This is a genomic window from Blastococcus sp. SYSU DS0617 (assembly GCF_054051075.1).
The window spans coordinates 71405-87192 of sequence record NZ_JBJHAO010000007.1; the positions used below are offsets into that span (position 1 = coordinate 71405).

The following is a 15788-nucleotide window of genomic DNA, read 5'->3' on the forward strand; positions in this document are numbered from 1 at the left end:
GCCGTGCCCGCGCCCGCCCTGACCTCCCGTCCCGCGGGTGCGCGCACCGTCACGACCGTCCGCTCCGAGGACGCCGGTGACCTGCTCGACCTGGTGCCGGCGCGCGCCGGGCTGTCGTGGGTGCGCCGCGGCGAGGGGCTGGTCGGCTGGGGCGAGGCGGCGCGCCTCGAGGTCTCCGGCCCCTCCGCCCTCGCCGACGCCGCGGCCTGGTGGGACGAGTACACCTCCGGGCTCGACGTCGCCGACGACCTCGGCGTCCCCGGCACCGGCGCGGTGCTGTTCGGCAGCGTCGCGTTCGACCCGGCAGCCGGGACGTCGGTGTTCGTCGTCCCCGAGGTCGTCGTGGGCCGTCGGGACGGCATCGGCTGGGTCACCACCGTGGGCGCTGGCGTGCCGCCCGACCCGCTCCCCTCCCCCGCGCCGGTCGAGGGCCCCGCACCGCGGCTGCGCTACGCCGACGGCGCGCTCGACCCCGCCACGTGGTGCGCCGCCGTCGCCACCGCGGTGGCCCGGATCGACGCCGGCGAGCTGGACAAGGTGGTGCTCGCCCGCGATCTGCTCGTCTCCGCCGACCCCGCCCTCGACCCACGACGGCTGCTGCGCCGGCTGGCCGGGCGGTTCCCCGACTGCTGGACCTTCGCCGTGGACGGGCTGCTGGGGGCCACCCCCGAGCTCCTGCTGCGCCGCACGGGACGGGAGCTGTCCTCCCGCGTCCTCGCCGGGACGGCGGCGCGCGGTGCGGGTGCGGAGGACGACCGCCTCGCCGCGGCGCTGCTCGGGTCGGCCAAGGACCGCGCGGAGCATGCCTGGGCCGTCGACTCCCTGGTCGACGCCCTGGCTCCCTACTGCAGCCGGCTCACGGCTCCGGCCGAGCCCGAACTGCTCACGCTGGCCAACGTGCGGCACCTGGCCACCGATGTGACCGGCACCCAGCGCGGATCGGCGGGCCTGCTGGAGCTGGTCGGTGCGGTGCACCCGACCGCGGCGGTGTGCGGAACGCCCACGGCCGACGCCGCCGTGCTGATCGGCGAGCTCGAGGGCATGGACCGCGGCCGCTACGCCGGGCCGGTCGGCTGGCTGGACGCCCGGGGCGACGGCGAGTTCGGGCTGGCGCTGCGCTGCGCGGAGCTGACCCCCGACGGCGGCGCCCGGCTGTTCGCCGGTTGCGGCATCGTGGCGGGATCCGAGCCGGCCGCGGAGCTGGCCGAGACCCAGGCGAAGTTCGCCGCCTTCCAGAACGCCCTCGAGGGCTAGGAACCCGCGCCCACCAGCTACTGCGGAGGCGGCGGGGGCGGCTGCTGCTGCGGGTACGGCGGCTGCTGCTCCTGCGGCGGCTGCGCGTAGGGCTGCTGCTGCGGGAACGGCGGCTGCCCGTACGCCTCGGGCTGCTGCGTGAACTGCTGCGTGGGGTGGTGCGGCGCGGACTGCTGCCAGCCCTGGCCGACCGACCCCGGAGCCGCCGGCGCGACCGGGCGCGGCGCGGCGACGCCGAACCGGGCGCGCAGGGTGGTGACGAGGTCGCCCGGGATCCGGGTGGCGATGACCGGGCCCAGCAACCCGGCCACGAGCCCCCAGACGGCGAGGACCAGCGCGGCGACGACCGGGTTGAACGTCGCGGACGCACCCGCGGAGCCGACGTACTCGAGCCCGCCCTCCACGTCGGTGGCGATGCGCAGCAGCAGCGCGGCGACGAACGCCAGGACGGCCAGCGCCCCGGCGAACCGGAACCCCTCCCGGCGGGCGTCCTCGACGGAGTTCTGCCGCACCGTCAGCACCGTCGCCACCGCCAGCAGGACGAGCAGCAGGACCACCGGGGCCAGCCAGATCCAGCCGCTGACGTCGGTGAAGGTGAACAGGTCGATGCTCCGGCCGACGCCGACCACGCCGCCGGCCGGCCCACCGACGAAGCCGCGGCCGAGGCCCGCGTCGGCGTCCAGCGGGACACCGGCCGACCACAGGACGCTGGCCAGCATCCCGTTGCCCCCGCCGAGCACGAGGAGGCCGAGCTGCGCGAGCCGGTCGTCGAGCTGGACGAGGCCGTAGACCAGGAACGCGAGCACGCCCAGGACCCCCGCACCGAAGACCGCCAGCGCGCCCAGCAGCGGGGCGATCGCCTGGGCGCGGAGGGCCGCGAGGCGCCGCGGGAGACCGGTGCTGGTCTGCCGGGAGAACAGCCAGACCAGACCCAGCGTCGCGACGGCGAACAGCAGCGCTCCGGTGAGCGTCGACCAGATCGACACACCGACGCGGCCGGAGAAGCCGGGCAGCTCGTCGTTCCCGTCGGCGCGGTAGCGGGTCAGCAGCGCGAGCGGGAGGAACAGGGCGGTGAACACCAGCACCGTGCGCACGCCCTGGAGGAGGACGTCGATGTTCCGCTGCACCCCGCGAGCCCGGAGCGAGCGGACGAACAGCCGGCCCAGCAGCGTCAGTCCGGCCAGCGTGAGGGTGAGCGGCAGCAGACCGAAGCCGGCGGAGCCGTCGACATCACCGAAGAGGTCGTCGCCGAGGGGAGTGCCGGCGGAGAACGAGACGGAGGTGTCGACGAAGACGTCGCCGCCCACCGCGGTGCACACCGCACCCGCGGTCAGGGCCAGGACCTCCCGCACCCCGAGGTCGCCGCCGGCGAGGAGCAGGGCACCGACCAGCGCCAGGCCGAGCATGGCGAGCACGGAGAAGCCCGCGGCGCGCAGGGCGCCGCTCCAGTCACCGGACATGAGGGCGTCGACGGCGGTCCGCTCCGAGGCGGCGGCCGGCCCACCGGCCCGCGCCGGCTGCCCGGAACCCCAGGGACCTCCACCCGGTGCCCCGTGGTGCGCGCTTCCCTGCGACGGCGTGGCCACCGGCGCGCCGCAGGAGGAGCAGAAGGCGCTGCCGGGTCCGAGCGGAGCCCCACAGGAGCCGCAGAAGCCACCCGTCATGTGCGCACCCCCTCCTGGGTTCCCCGGCGGTCGCCGCGTCGCGCGACACGATAGGCGCAGGGCGCGCCGATCCAGCTCCGTCGGGAGCGGCGGCGCGGCGGGGTCAGGTGGCCAGCGCCGCCGCGGCGGCCGCGCGCAGCTCCCGGCCCAGGCGGGCCTCGGCGCGCTGATCGGTGCGGACGACGACGATCCGCGGCCCGCCCAGCGCCAGCGCGCCCCGCAGCTCGTCGGGCGTGGTCACCGCCGACGCGCTCCACCCCAGGGCACCGGCGACGGCGACGAGGTCCCGGCCGTGCGGAGTTCCGAAGACGCGGCGGTAGCCCTCGGCGTAGCGGTCCTCGCCCGGCTCCAGCTGCGCGAAGATGCCGCCCCCGTCGTTGTCCGGCACCACGACGGTGAGGTCCGGGAGGGGCTCCCCCTCGCCGGTCAGCAGACCGGTCAGGTCGTGGAGGAACGTCAGGTCGCCCATCAGGGCGAACGCCGGGCCGCCGTGCACCGTGGCGGCCCCGATGGCCGTGGAGATCGTGCCGTCGATACCGGCGACCCCCCGGTTGGCCAGCACGGTGAGGTCCGCGCGGGGCTGCGCCCAGAGGTCGACGTCGCGCACCGGGGTGGAGGAGCCGAGCACCAGCAGCGCGCCGGCCGGCAGCGCGGCCACGACGTCGCGGGCCACCCGTGCCGCCGTCAGCGAGGGCGACGCGTCCAGCGCATGGTCGACCGCCGATCCGGCCCGCTCGGCGGCCGACCGCCAGGCGCCCGCCCACGCCGCGACGGGCGCATCGTCCGCCTCTGGTCCCGCCAGGATTCGGGAGACGCGGCTGCTGCTGCGCACCGCGTCCGCCCACCGCGGGACGGCGCTGACCGTCTCGACCGTGACCGCCGGATCGGCGAGCAGCGCGTTGACCGGCCGCGACAGGGTGGGCCGGCCCACGACGACGACGTGCTCCGGGCGGTGCTCGGCCAGCCACTCGGCGGCGCCGAGCAGGAGCACGCCACCGCGCAGACCGATGCCCCACGCCGGGCTGCTGGGCTCGCCCACGACCGGCCAGGGGAACGAGCCGTCCAGCGCGGGCGCGGCGTGCGCGGGCCCGTCCCCGACGACCACGAGGGTCCGCGGGGGGAGCCGGTGGGCCATCGCGGCGAACCCGGGCGAGGGGGCGGCGGCCGTCCAGGGCGCGCCGTCCGGCCGGCCGGCCCACGGGCGGTGCAGCGCCTCGCCGTCGTCGTCGGGCATCAGCGGGTCCCGCAGCGCGAGGTTGAGGTGCACCGGCCCGGCATCCGCCGACAGCTCCCCCGTCGCGGTGATCAGCGCCTTGGCCACCAGCGAGCGCCAGTACCGGTTCTGCGCCGTCTCCCGCCCGGCCTCGGGCACGCCGACGTCCGCGGCCCAGCGCACCGCCCCGCCGTAGAGCGCGGCCTGCTCGATGGTCTGGTTCGCGCCGGTGGACCGCAGCTCCGGCGGCCGGTCGGCGGTCAGCGCCAGCAGCGGGACACCCGCGGCGTCGGCCTCGAGCACCGCGGCGTGCAGGTGCGCCGCCGCCGTCCCCGACGTCGTCAGCACCGGCACCGGGCGGCCGGACGCCTTCGCCAGGCCCAGAGCCAGGAAGGACGCCGTCCGCTCGTCGATGCGCACGTGCAGCCGCAGCCGACCCGCGCGCTCGGCCGCGGCCAGGGCCAGCGCGACCGGCGCCGACCGGGAGCCGGGCGCCAGGACGGCATCGGTCACGCCGCCGCGCAGCAGCTCGTCGACCAGCACGCGGGCGAAGGCGGTGGAGGGGTTCACCCGGCGCTCACCGCGGCCATGCGCGCTCCCCAGCGCGCCGTGACGTCGGCGTCGGCGGCGACCGCGTCGATGCGGTCGGGATCGGGCCGGACGACGGGCAGGACGCCGCCGACCGGCAGCAGCGAGGTGCTGGACACGTCGTCGGTGAACAGCGCCACCGTGGCCAGCCCGCAGGCGAACGGGAGCTCCGGCAGGGCGGCGGCCAGCGCCACTCCCGCGGCGATGCCGACCGAGCTCTCCAGCGCCGAGGAGACGACGCACGGCAGCCCGTGCGCCTCGGCCACCCGCAGTGCGGCCCGTACGCCACCCAGCGGCTGCACCTTGAGGACGACGACGTCGCCGGCCTCGCGCAGGTCGACCGCGAGGGGATCGGCCGAGCGCCGCACGCCCTCGTCGACGGCGATCCGGACGTCGATCCGGCGGCGCAGCGCGGCGAGCTCCTCGAGCGTCGCGCACGGCTGCTCGACGTACTCCAGCCCCACGGCGGCGTCCAGTGCCCGGATCCGGGCGACGGCGGTGTCGACGTCCCAGGCGGCGTTGGCGTCGATCCGCACGGCGCCCCCGGGGCCCAGGGCGTCGCGGACCGCCTCCACCCGCGCGAGGTCGTCGGACCCGGTCTGCCCGGGCTCGGCCACCTTCACCTTGGCGGTGCGGCAGCCCGACGCCGCGACGACGGCGTGCGCCCGCCCGGCGTCGACCGCGGGCACGGTGACGTTCACCGGAACGGCGTCGCGCACGGGTGCGGGCCACCCCTCGGTGGCGGCCTCGACGGCGGCGGCCCACCAGCGCCGGCTCTCGGCCACGTCGTAGTCCCAGAACGGGGAGAACTCGCCCCAGCCGGCCGGACCGCGCAGGAGCACGCCGTCGCGGACGTCGATGCCGCGGAACCGGGTGCGCAGCGGCACCGAGTAGACCCGCGCCTCCAGCGCCGGTCCACCGCCGGGCGCGGGGTTCGGGATCATGGCCGACAGCCTAGAAGGGGCCCGCCGTACGCTGGTCCCTCGTGGCCCGGCACCTGACCCTCGTCCCGGCCGCCGACCTGACGCAGGCCGACGTGCGCGCCGCTCTCGACGGCGACCGGCCCCTGGGCGTCCTCCCCGCCGGCCCGCCGGCCGCGGTCGACGCCGCCCGCGCCGTGCTCCGCGACGGCGAGCCCCTCGAGGACGGCACGGACCTCGTCGTGGTGACCTCCGGCTCCACCGGCTCGGGCCGCGGGGTGCTGCTCTCCGCCGACGCCGTGCGGGCCTCGGCGCACGCCACCCTCGACCGGCTCGGTGGCCCGGGCAGCTGGCTGCTGGCCCTGCCGGTCTCGGCGATCGCGGGTCTGCAGGTGCTCTGCCGCAGCGAGGTGGCCGGCCGCGAGGCGGTGGTGCTCGGCAGGGGCGAGGACCTCGCCGCGGCGAGCGCCCGGTTGCCGGCCGGCGACCGCCGCTACACCGCGCTCGTGCCCACCCAGCTGGTCCGGTTCCTCGACGCCGAGCCCGACGCGCTGCGCAGCTTCGACGCGGTTCTGGTCGGCGGGGCCGCCACCGACCCGGCACTGCTGGCGCGCGCCCGGGCGCAGGGGATCCGCGTGGTGACGACCTACGGGATGACCGAGACCGCGGGCGGGTGCGTCTACGACGGCGCCCCGCTCGACGGGGTGCGGGTCCGGGTGACCGACGGCGGGCCCGCAGGACCCGGCGCTGGGGGCGTCGAGCTGTCCGGCCCCGTGCTGGCACACGGCTACCGGCTCGATCCGGCGGCCACGGCCGCCGCGTTCCGGGACGGCTGGTTCCAGACCCGCGACGCCGGCAGCCTGGACGACGACGGCCGGCTCACCGTGCTCGGCCGGCTCGACGACGTGCTCATCAGCGGCGGGGTGAACGTGGCACCGGCCGCGGTCGAGGCGGTGCTGCGCGAGCACGCCCGCGTCGCCGACGCCGTCGTGGTCGGGCGGCCCGACCCGGAGTGGGGCCAGCGGGTGGTCGCGGCCGTCGTGCCCGCCGGTGACCGCGCTCCCGACCTGCCCGAGCTGCGCCGCTGGGTCGGTGACCGGCTGGGCGCGGCCGCGGCACCCCGGCAGCTGCACCTGCTGGCCGCCGTCCCGACCCTGCACACCGGCAAGCCCGATCGCCGCGCGGTCGCGGCCCTGATCCCGGAGGTCTGAGTGGCCACCCCCGCCCAGTGGCTGGCCGGCGCCCGGCCCCGCACCCTCCCGGCCGCGCTGGCGCCGGTACTCGTGGGCACCGGCGCCGCCGCCGCGCTCGACGGCTTCCGCGCCTCCACCGCGCTCCTGGCGCTGGTGGTCGCGCTCGCGCTGCAGGTGGCGGTCAACTACGCCAACGACTACTCCGACGGCACCCGCGGCACCGACGCCGACCGGGTGGGGCCCATGCGGCTGGTCGGCTCGGGGGCGGCGTCCCCTCGGGCGGTGCTGCTGGCCGCGCTGCTCGCCTTCGCCGTGGCCGCGGTGGCCGGGCTGGTGCTGGCGGCGCTGACGAGCTGGTGGCTGATCGCCGTGGGAGCGATCTGCATCCTGGCCGCCTGGACCTACACCGGCGGGCCGATCCCCTACGGCTACCGGGCACTGGGCGAGCTCTTCGTCTTCGTCTTCTTCGGCCTGGTCGCCGTCGTGGGCACCACCTACGTGCAGACGGGCACGCTGCCCGGGCTGGCCTTCGCGGTCTCGGTGCCGATCGGGCTGCTCATCGTGGCGATCCTGGTCGTCAACAACCTGCGGGACATCGACGGCGACGCCCTGGTCGGCAAGCGCACCCTGGCGGTGCTGCTGGGCGAGCGCGGCACCCGGTACGCCTTCGCGGCCCTGTTCGTCGTCGCGCTGCTCGTCGTCCTCGCCGTGGGGATCGTCCGCCCCTGGGCGCTGCTCGCCCTGCTCGCGGTGCCGCTGGGCATCCCGCCGCTGCGCACCGTGCTGGGCGGCGGCCGCGGTCCCGCGCTGATCGCCGCGTTGGCCGGCACCGGCCGGCTCACACTGGCGACCGGGGTGCTCCTGGGCGCCGGCCTCGCGCTCAGCGGCTGAGCGTCAGGACGACGGCTGCTCGCCGCTGAGCCGGTCGCGGAGCTGCTGCTTCTCGGCGCGGCGGGCCATGCTGCGCGCGACGAGCGCCTCGCTGAGCCGCTCCCGCGAGGGTCGCAGCGCCAGGTAGGCGATCGGCATCGACAGCAGCAGCCCGAACAGCATCCCGGAGAAGAAGTCCAGCCCGGCCCACCAGAGCACCAGGGTCAGCAGGGCGAAGATGCCCAGCCGGCCGATGGTGTGCATGAGCAGCCAGGGCAGCACCTTGGGCGGCGTCGCCGGGCCGCCCGCCGGCCCGGCGGGGGCCGCCGAGGCCCCCGCGGTCTCGTTCTCAGCCATGCCGGCCCTCCCACGTGGTCATCGAAAGCTTCCCGGACCCGTGTGGAACCGGTCGCCGCTCACCCATGCCGCCCCTCCCACTTGGTGGAGAGGACGACGGTGGTGCGGGTGCGCGCCACGCCCCTGATCCGGTTCAACGCGTTGACGGTGGCCTCGAGTGCCGGGATGTCGGCCACACGCACCTTGAGCACGTAGCCCTCGCTGCCGGCCACCCGCCAGCAGTCCTCGATGCCCGGCACCTCCCGCATGGCGGTCTCCAGCCCGGTGTCGTCGACCGAGTCGCTCTCGATCACGCCGATGAGCGCGGTGACGTCCAGCCCGACCGACGCGGGCTCGATGACCGCCCGGTAGCCGGTGATCACACCGGCCGCCTCCAGCTTGCCCACCCGTTCGTGCACCGCGGGCGAGGAGAGGCCCACCTGCCGGGCGAGCTCGGCATAGCTGGCACGGCCGTTGGCCCGGAGCAGCTCGATCAGGTGCCGGTCGACGGCGTCGATGGCGTGGTCTCCGTCCTCGTGGCGGCCGGTGTTCCGGCCGTCCGCCCGTTCATGGTCGGCACCGAGTATCGCCGCGGTCGTACGCTGGGTTCTGACGAGGGGGTGGGACCATGATCTTCCTGGTGGTGCTCGTGGTGGCGATCGTGGTGATCGCGCTGGTCATAAAGGCTGCTGCCAGTCCGGGCGGGCCCGGTGGTGGCCTGCGCGGGCCCCGGCCGCCCCGGGGTCCCCGACCGCAGGGCCCCACGCGCCCGGTGGCGCCCGACGACGATCCGGAGTTCCTGCGCGAGCTCGAGCGCCGCGCCCGCCGGGACGACGGCTCCCCCACCTGACTCAGGCAGCCGGTCTCGCCCCGAACAGCCGCCACCAGCCCCGGCGCGGCTCGGTGACGGCCGGCGCGACGACGTCGGCAGCCTCCCGGTGGGTCGTCCCGCCCGGCGCCGCCTGACCGTCCTCCGGACGGGTGTCGTCCGGCCAGCCGACCGCCCCACCCCCGGAAGGGGCCGGCTCGGGCCAGCCGGTGCTGCCGCTCCGCGCATCCGCGTCGTCGGCGTGCGCCGCGGCCGGAGACACCGGGCGGCGCGCCAGCGCGTCCGCCACCAGCGGGTGCGTCGTCGACTCGTTCACCGCGGAGTGCTTACCCACGGTGACCTCCACCGGACTGCGGGCCTGACGTCATGGCTGCATGGAAACACGCGCGCCCGGCATCCGTCAGCGACCCGCCGCATCCTCCGGGCAGCCGGTCACTGCCCGTGAGCGCCGGCGCCGGGCCTACTCGACGCCGGCGTAGCTGTGCAGGCCGCTGGAGACGAGGTTGACGAAGGTCAGGTTGAAGATCATGACGACCAGGCCGACGACGTTCACCCACGCCGCGGGCCGCCCCCGCCAGCCGGCGGTCGTGCGGGCGTGCAGGTACGCGGCGTAGACGACCCACGCGATGAACGACCAGGTCTCCTTCGGGTCCCAGCCCCAGAACCGGCCCCAGGCGCTCTCCGCCCAGATGGCCCCGGCGATGACCGCGAAGGTCCAGATCGGGAAGCCGAACACCGCGGTGCGGTGAGCCAGGCGGTCGAGCACCGCGGACTCCGGCAACCGGGCGACGAAGCCGGCGCCCCGCTCCTCGGCCGGCTTCTGCTCGTCCTTGGAGCGGACGAGGTACAGGACGCTGGCGATTCCGCTGACCAGGAAGATGCCGAAGCCGATGATGGCGGTGCTGACGTGGATGGCCAGCCAGGCCGACCGCAGCGCCGCGATGAGCGGGCCGCCCTCGACGTAGAGGAACAGCCCGATGGCCACCATGCCCAGGACGACCGGCGCGAGCACGAACACCCCGATGTGCCGCAGGGCAGGCGAGCGCACCGCCAGCACGACGTAGGCGACGATCGCCACGAGCACGACGGCGGTGGCGAACTCGTACATGTTGCCCCAGGGCAGCCGGTCCAGCGCCAGCCCGCGGCTCACCAGCACACCGGCGTGGGCGAGCGCCCCGAGGACCGTGAGGCCGATGGCGATCGCACCCCAGCGCTGCGACCGGCGCTGCGCGGCACGGTCCGCGGCGTCGTCGGCAGGGGATCCCGGAGCGTCCGGGGCCGGTCCGCCCGCGGCCACCAGCTGCCGATCCGCCGCCGGACGACGCCCGAACGCGAGCTGGGCGCAGAAGGCCACGAGCGCGACCGAGTACAGCGCGACGGTGGTCGAGAAGAGGGTGTCCGACAGGTCGAGGAGCGACTGGTCAGGAGTCACGCGGGGAGGCCTCCGTTTGCGGTGCGGTGCGGGCGGCGAGCGCGGCCCTCAGGTCGTCGGTGAGGGCGGCGAACCGGGGGGCGCTCTCGCCGCTGCCCCGCGTGAGCGAGGCCAGCGCCAGCACGGTACCGCCGCCGTCGGGGGCGGGTCCGGACCGGGCGAAGACCCGTTCCCGGCGCAGGAGGAGCAGGCCGAGCAGTCCGGTCAGCAGCGCGATGGCCGACACCAGCACCCAGACCTGGCCCGGGTCGTGCGAGTACTGGAGCGCGGCGAACTCCTGGACGCCGCTGAAGGTGACGACCGTGCCGTCCTCGAGGGTCAGCGAGTCACCGACGGACAGGTTGGCCGCCCCCGCCTCGACCAGCCGGCCCCGCTCGATCTGGCTGGCGTCCAGCGAGTAGACCGACTGCGGGATGCCGGAGTCCAGCCCGAGGTAGCCCTGGTAGGCGACGACCGCGACCTTCGGGTCCAGCGGGCGCGGGTCGATCGAGGTGAGGATCCCGCCCTGCACCAGACCGGTGGGGGCGAAGAAGCCCTCCAGCGCCAGCTGCGAGCGGCTGTCACCACCGACGTCGGGCAGCTTGAGCGCGCCCTCGCTGGCCATCGTCGACGGGTCCGACGGCAGGAACGGCACCGAGATGTCGGTGAACGCCGTGCCGTCGGGCAGCGTCACGCTGAACGTGGGGCTGAAGCCGTGGCCGGTGACGTACAGCCGGTCGCCGTCGGTGCGCAGCGGGTCGTTGACCCCGATCGTCGTCGGCTCGCCCTCTTCACCCGGTCCGCCGTAGCGGATGTCGGCGGTGAACGACGACGCGGTGAGGTCGGGCTCGTACTCCGCCTGGAAGTCCTCGAGGGTCACGCAGGTGGGCGAGAGGTCGCCGCTGTCGATCAGCGCGCCGGCCGAGTAGGTGTCGTACTGCTGGAAGGAGTTGCAGAAGCCGTCCCCCTCCGTCACCAGGATGCTGCCCTCGTAGCCCCACAGCTTGCCGCCGGCCAGCCCCAGCAGGAGGGCGATCAGCGAGAGGTGGAACAGCAGGTTCCCGGTCTCCTTGAGGTAGCCCTTCTCGGCCGAGACCTCCCCCTCGCGGCGGACGACGCGGAACCGCCGGACCCGGAGCTCCTCCTCCACGACGTCCAGCGCGGCGGCGGGGGCCAGCGGCGTGGCCACCTCGCCGGAGTCCGGCAGCCGCATCAGGTTCCGCGGCGCCGGCGGTGGAGCGGAGCGCAGGGCGCGGGCGTGCTCCACAGCGCGTGGCAGCACGCAGCCGATGAGCGAGATGAACAGCAGCAGGTACACCGCGGCGAACCACGGCGAGCTGAAGACGTCGAACAGGTAGAGCCGGTCGAGCACCGGCGCGAGGTCGGGGTGATCGGCGAAGTAGCGCCGGACGTTGGTCTGCGACAGCGAGCGCTGCGGGAGCAGCGAGCCGGGGACGGCGGCCAGCGCGAGCAGGAACAGCAGCACGATGGCGGTGCGCATCGCGGTGAGCCGGCGCCACCAGGCCAGCAGCCGGCCGGTGATCCGGCGGCCGAGCGACGGGCGGGCCGGGGGCGGCGGCGCGGCGGCCTCCCGCGGCGGGGCGATGGTGCTCATGATCGGGCTCCAGGGTTCACAGCGAGGTGTCCGCGAGTCCGCTGGCCGCCAGCCAGCCCTGCAGCCAGCGCATCATCTCCGCCCAGGCACCGGTCAGCAGCAGCAGCCCGATGAGCACCAGGACCACCCCGCCGATCCGGGTGACCGAGGCGGCGTGGCGGCGCAGGAAGTCGGTCGCGCCCACGGCCCAGCGGGCGCCGAGCGCCACCAGGACGAACGGGACGCCCAGCCCGAGGCAGTAGGCGGCGCCCAGCAGCGCCCCCCGCCCGGCGGAGGCCTCGCTGACCGCGAGGGAGTACACCGCGCCGAGGGTGGGGCCCAGGCACGGCGTCCACCCGAGCCCGAAGACGACGCCCAGCAGCGGTGCGCCGGCCAGCCCGGCCGCGGGCCGCACCGAGAGCTTCTTGGTGCGCTGCAGCAGGGGCAGCCAGCCGAGGAACGCCAGTCCGACGACCACGGTGACCAGCCCGAAGACGATGTCGAGGGTCCGCGCGTGCTGGAGCGCCAGCCGGCCCAGGCCGCCGAACGCCGTCGCGAAGACGATGAACACCGCGCTGAAGCCGAGGACGAAGAGCACCGCGCCGAGCACCATGCGCCCGCGGGGGGCGCGCTCGTCGGCGCGCACCGCGGTCGCCGTCCCACCGCCTCCCTGGACGGGGGCGGCCGCCGTCGTCCCCGCGCCGGAGCCGACCAGCCCGGTGACGTAGGACAGGTAGCCGGGCACCAGGGGCAGCACGCAGGGCGAGGCGAAGCTGATCAGCCCGACCAGCGCCGCGACCGCGGCGGCGACCAGCAGCGGCCCGTCGCTGACCAGGTCGGCGAAGGTCTCCCCCACGTCGCTCAGCCCTCCTCGGTCAGCAACTGGTCCAGCACGACCCTCAGGTCGTCCTGCCGGACCGCGCCGGTGTACACGGCCGCCACCCGGGACTCCCGGTCCAGCACGATGGTGGAGGGGATGGCGCTGGCCGGGTAGTCCCGGAACGCCAGCGCCACCTCGCCGCGCGGGTCGTCCAGCGAGGGGAACTCGATGCCGAAGTTGTCCTCGAACGCCCGGGCGAGCTGGTCGGTGTCCTTGACGTTGATCCCGAGGAACTGCACGCCGTCGTCGCGGACCTCGGCGTAGACCTCCTGGAACTCCGGCGACTCCACCCGGCAGGGAGCGCACCAGGACCCCCAGAAGTTGAGGACGGCGACGTCGCCGGCCAGCTCCGTGGAGGAGAACTCCTCGCCGTCGAGCAGCGTGCCGGCGAACTCGGGGGCGGTCGCCCGCTCGCCCGGCGGGATCACCTCGCCACTCGGGGTGCCCTCGACGAACCGGAACTCGCCGCCGTTGTTCACCGACACCGCACCCTCGCCGGTGGCGCAGCCGGTCAGCACCAGCGCGCCCGCGAACAGGGTGAGCAGCAGTTTCCTCATGCGCCCGGCACCGCGTCGGACGGGGTGGCGCCCGCCGGCTCCGCGTAGGTCAGCCCGGCGAACCGGTCGCCGTCGTAGGTCACCGACGTGACGCTGGCCAGCGCGCACTCGCGGCGGCGCGGGTCGTGCAGGTAGCGGCGGCCCTCGAGGTGCAGCCGGATCGTCCAGATGGGCAGCTGGTGGCTGACCAGGACGGCCTCGTGCCCGCGGGCGGCGTCCCGGGCTGCCTCCACCGCGCCGAGCATGCGGGCGGCGATCTCGACGTAGGGCTCGCCCCACGAGGGCTGGAAGGGGTTGCGCAGCTTCCACCAGTTGCGGGGCGCGCGGAAGACGCCGCCCGCTCCGCCGACGACCATCCCCTCGAACGCGTTGCCCGCCTCGATCAGCCGGTCGTCGGTGCTGATCGCCAGGCCGGCGGCCTCCGCCAGCGGGCGGGCGGTCTGCTGCGCCCGCTCCAGCGGGCTGGAGACCAGGTGGGTGACGTCGTGCCCGGCGAACCACTCCGCCGCGGCGACCGCCATCGCCTCGCCGGTGGTGGACAGCCGGAAGCCCGGAAGTCGCCCGTAGAGGACCTTGCCCGGGTTGTGCACCTCACCGTGCCGGAGCAGGTGGACCGTCGTCCGCTCGCTCATGTGGACCGCTCGCTCGCGACGGGCCCGGCCGGCTCCGTCCCGTCCGCCTCGGCCGCGGCGCGTGCGGCGGCCGGCAGCGCCTCGAGCACGCGGTCCAGCGCCTCACCGGAGAGCTGCGCGTTGACGAACCACGACTCGAACGCCGACGGCGGCAGGTAGACGCCGCGGGCCAGCATCGCGTGGAAGAAGGCGGTGTAGCGGAACGCGTCCTGGGTGCGGGCGTCGTCGTAGTTCCGCACCTGCCGCTCGTCGGGCACGAAGAAGACCGAGAACATGTTGCCGGCCTGCTGCACCCGGTGCGGCACCCCGGCGGAGAACAGCGCGGCGCTGGCCGCCCCGCGGAGCACGGCGGCGACCTCGTCGCAGTGCGCGTACACCTCGTCGGTGCAGTGCCGCAGCGTGGTGAGCCCGGCGGCCACGGCCACCGGGTTCCCCGAGAGCGTGCCCGCCTGGTAGACCGGCCCGGCCGGGGCCAGGTGCTCCATGAGGTCGGCGCGGCCGCCGAACGCCGCCGCGGGCAGCCCGCCGCCCATCACCTTGCCGAAGGTGAGCAGGTCGGCGTCGACCGGGTCCAGGCCGTACCAACCCGACCGCGAGACCCGGAAGCCGGTCATGACCTCGTCGAGGACCAGCAGCGCGCCGTGCGCGGCGGTGATCCGGCGCAGCGCGGCGTTGAAGCCGGGCTCCGGGGGGACGACGCCCATGTTGCCGGCCGCCGCCTCGCTGATGACCGCCGCGATCTGCGGGCCGCGCTCGGCGAAGACGGCCTCGACGGCGGCGACGTCGTTGTAGGGCAGCACCACGGTGTCCGCGGCCGCACCCGTGGTGACGCCCGGGGTGTCGGGCAGCCCGAGGGTGGCGACGCCGGAGCCGGCGGACGCCAGGAGCGCGTCGACGTGGCCGTGGTAGTTGCCGGCGAACTTCACGATCAGCGGGCGACCGGTGACGCCACGGGCCAGCCGCACCGCCGACAGCACCGCCTCGGTGCCGGAGTTGACCAGCCGCACCCGCTGCACCGGCGGCATCCGGTCGCGGATCTCCTCGGCGAGGTCCAGCTCGCCCTCGGTGGGCGCCCCGAAGGTCAGTCCGCGCCGGGCGGCCGCGGTGACGGCCTCGACGACGGCGGGGTGCGCGTGCCCCAGCAGCAGCGGGCCCCACGAGCTGACCAGGTCGACGTAGCGCCGTCCGTCGGCGTCCGTGATCCACGGGCCGGAGCCCTCGACCATGAACCGCGGGGTCCCCCCGACGGCCTGGAAGGCGCGGACGGGTGAGTTCACCCCACCCGGGGTGACGCCGCGGCCGCGGGCGAAGAGCTCCGCGGAGACGGGGGCCTCGTAGGGGAAGGGTGAGCTGTCCGGCGAGGTCACGTCCCCAGTGTCCCTTCTCTTCCTGGGCGCCCGTCGGAGGCGTCGGACACAGCGGCGAGCAGGGCCGCGCGGAGGGCCGCGGGGTCGCGGGTGGGCACCAGGACGGTGCGCCCCGCGCGCAGCCGCAGCGGCAGTCCGGACCGTCCGGGCGGCAGCGTCCAGCCGCCGCCGAGCAGCGGCGCGCCGGCGTCCACCCCGCCCTCGACGGTGGCCAGGTGCGCGGTGTCGACGTCGTCCAGCGGGACGACGTCCGGGCCGACCGCGAGGCCGTCGGCGTCCACCCGGACCGTCCAGATCCGGCGGGCCGACAGGCAGCCGATCCCGACCGCGCCCAGGACGGCGACGATCGAGAGCGCCCACAGCCACGGGGGGACGTCCGGCCCCGGCAGCACCAGGTCCAGCAGGACGAGGAGGCCGAGGGCCCCGGCCACCGTCCAGAACGGCCGCCAGGAGCCCCCGGGCTCGACGTACGAGCTCATG

The 15788-nt window shown here is 75.9% G+C and carries 17 protein-coding genes and 1 pseudogene; 4 read left to right on the forward strand and 14 right to left on the reverse strand.

Annotated elements, in window-relative coordinates; translation table 11 throughout:
• Nucleotides 1–3 precede the first annotated feature (3 nt).
• A complete protein-coding gene (locus ACI793_RS09950) occupies nucleotides 4–1254 on the forward strand; it encodes an isochorismate synthase (protein ID WP_456606213.1) in 1251 nt (416 codons plus the stop codon).
• A 17-nt stretch (nucleotides 1255–1271) separates the two neighbouring features.
• On the opposite strand, the gene ACI793_RS09955 is transcribed toward ACI793_RS09950, so the two are convergent.
• The 4 genes and pseudogenes from ACI793_RS09955 to ACI793_RS09970 form a co-directional block, all read right to left on the reverse strand.
• Complete coding sequence (locus ACI793_RS09955) at nucleotides 1272–2714, reverse strand: streptophobe family protein (RefSeq protein ID WP_456606336.1); 1443 nt, start codon at nucleotides 2712–2714, stop codon at nucleotides 1272–1274.
• 129 nt (nucleotides 2715–2843) lie between these two features.
• Nucleotides 2844–2918: pseudogene (locus ACI793_RS09960) on the reverse strand (zinc-ribbon domain-containing protein); the annotation flags it as partial.
• 103 nt (nucleotides 2919–3021) lie between these two features.
• Nucleotides 3022–4701 carry a 2-succinyl-5-enolpyruvyl-6-hydroxy-3-cyclohexene-1-carboxylic-acid synthase gene (menD, locus tag ACI793_RS09965; protein WP_456606214.1) on the reverse strand — a complete coding sequence of 560 codons (1680 nt, stop codon included), beginning with the start codon at nucleotides 4699–4701 and terminating at the stop codon, nucleotides 3022–3024.
• Nucleotides 4698–5663: an o-succinylbenzoate synthase gene (locus ACI793_RS09970; RefSeq protein WP_456606215.1), complete on the reverse strand. Its 966-nt coding sequence runs from the start codon at nucleotides 5661–5663 to the stop codon at nucleotides 4698–4700. The genes menD and ACI793_RS09970 overlap by 4 nt, the downstream gene beginning before the upstream one ends.
• A gap of 41 nt (nucleotides 5664–5704) precedes the next feature.
• Here ACI793_RS09970 and menE point away from each other — a divergent pair, with 41 nt between their 5' ends.
• The gene (menE, locus tag ACI793_RS09975) at nucleotides 5705–6850 is read left to right on the forward strand and encodes an o-succinylbenzoate--CoA ligase (protein ID WP_456606216.1); all 1146 of its coding nucleotides are present in this window, start codon (nucleotides 5705–5707) and stop codon (nucleotides 6848–6850) included.
• On the forward strand, nucleotides 6851–7723 hold the full coding sequence (locus ACI793_RS09980; RefSeq protein WP_456606217.1) for a 1,4-dihydroxy-2-naphthoate polyprenyltransferase: 873 nt from the start codon (nucleotides 6851–6853) through the stop codon (nucleotides 7721–7723).
• A gap of 3 nt (nucleotides 7724–7726) precedes the next feature.
• Here ACI793_RS09980 and ACI793_RS09985 read toward each other — a convergent pair whose 3' ends face one another.
• Complete coding sequence (locus tag ACI793_RS09985; RefSeq protein ID WP_456606218.1) at nucleotides 7727–8059, reverse strand: DUF4229 domain-containing protein; 333 nt, start codon at nucleotides 8057–8059, stop codon at nucleotides 7727–7729.
• A gap of 59 nt (nucleotides 8060–8118) precedes the next feature.
• Nucleotides 8119–8625: an Lrp/AsnC family transcriptional regulator gene (locus ACI793_RS09990; RefSeq protein WP_456606337.1), complete on the reverse strand. Its 507-nt coding sequence runs from the start codon at nucleotides 8623–8625 to the stop codon at nucleotides 8119–8121.
• A gap of 41 nt (nucleotides 8626–8666) precedes the next feature.
• On the opposite strand from ACI793_RS09990, the gene ACI793_RS09995 reads away from it, so the two are divergent.
• Nucleotides 8667–8888 (forward strand): hypothetical protein, encoded by a 222-nt coding sequence (locus ACI793_RS09995; protein ID WP_456606219.1) that lies wholly within the window; start codon nucleotides 8667–8669, stop codon nucleotides 8886–8888.
• Nucleotide 8889: 1 nt separating this feature from the next.
• Here ACI793_RS09995 and ACI793_RS10000 read toward each other — a convergent pair whose 3' ends face one another.
• From ACI793_RS10000 to ACI793_RS10035, 8 genes are all read right to left on the reverse strand, one after another.
• Entirely contained in the window at nucleotides 8890–9201 is a 312-nt protein-coding gene (locus ACI793_RS10000; protein WP_456606220.1) for a hypothetical protein, read from the reverse strand.
• A 126-nt stretch (nucleotides 9202–9327) separates the two neighbouring features.
• Complete coding sequence (gene ccsB / locus ACI793_RS10005; RefSeq protein ID WP_456606221.1) at nucleotides 9328–10299, reverse strand: c-type cytochrome biogenesis protein CcsB; 972 nt, start codon at nucleotides 10297–10299, stop codon at nucleotides 9328–9330.
• Nucleotides 10289–11893, reverse strand: coding sequence for a cytochrome c biogenesis protein ResB (gene resB / locus ACI793_RS10010; RefSeq protein ID WP_456606222.1), 1605 nt, complete (start codon nucleotides 11891–11893; stop codon nucleotides 10289–10291). The genes ccsB and resB overlap by 11 nt, the downstream gene beginning before the upstream one ends.
• 16 nt (nucleotides 11894–11909) lie before the next feature.
• On the reverse strand, nucleotides 11910–12728 hold the full coding sequence (locus ACI793_RS10015; protein WP_456606223.1) for a cytochrome c biogenesis CcdA family protein: 819 nt from the start codon (nucleotides 12726–12728) through the stop codon (nucleotides 11910–11912).
• 5 nt (nucleotides 12729–12733) lie between these two features.
• Entirely contained in the window at nucleotides 12734–13309 is a 576-nt protein-coding gene (locus tag ACI793_RS10020) for a TlpA family protein disulfide reductase (RefSeq protein WP_456606224.1), read from the reverse strand.
• On the reverse strand, nucleotides 13306–13941 hold the full coding sequence (locus ACI793_RS10025; RefSeq protein ID WP_456606225.1) for a histidine phosphatase family protein: 636 nt from the start codon (nucleotides 13939–13941) through the stop codon (nucleotides 13306–13308). Before ACI793_RS10025 ends, ACI793_RS10020 begins: the two co-directional genes overlap by 4 nt.
• The gene (gene hemL / locus ACI793_RS10030) at nucleotides 13938–15308 is read right to left on the reverse strand and encodes a glutamate-1-semialdehyde 2,1-aminomutase (RefSeq protein ID WP_456606226.1); all 1371 of its coding nucleotides are present in this window, start codon (nucleotides 15306–15308) and stop codon (nucleotides 13938–13940) included. Before hemL ends, ACI793_RS10025 begins: the two co-directional genes overlap by 4 nt.
• Nucleotides 15305–15787: a hypothetical protein gene (locus ACI793_RS10035; protein ID WP_456606227.1), complete on the reverse strand. Its 483-nt coding sequence runs from the start codon at nucleotides 15785–15787 to the stop codon at nucleotides 15305–15307. Before ACI793_RS10035 ends, hemL begins: the two co-directional genes overlap by 4 nt.
• Nucleotide 15788: the final 1 nt, after the last annotated feature.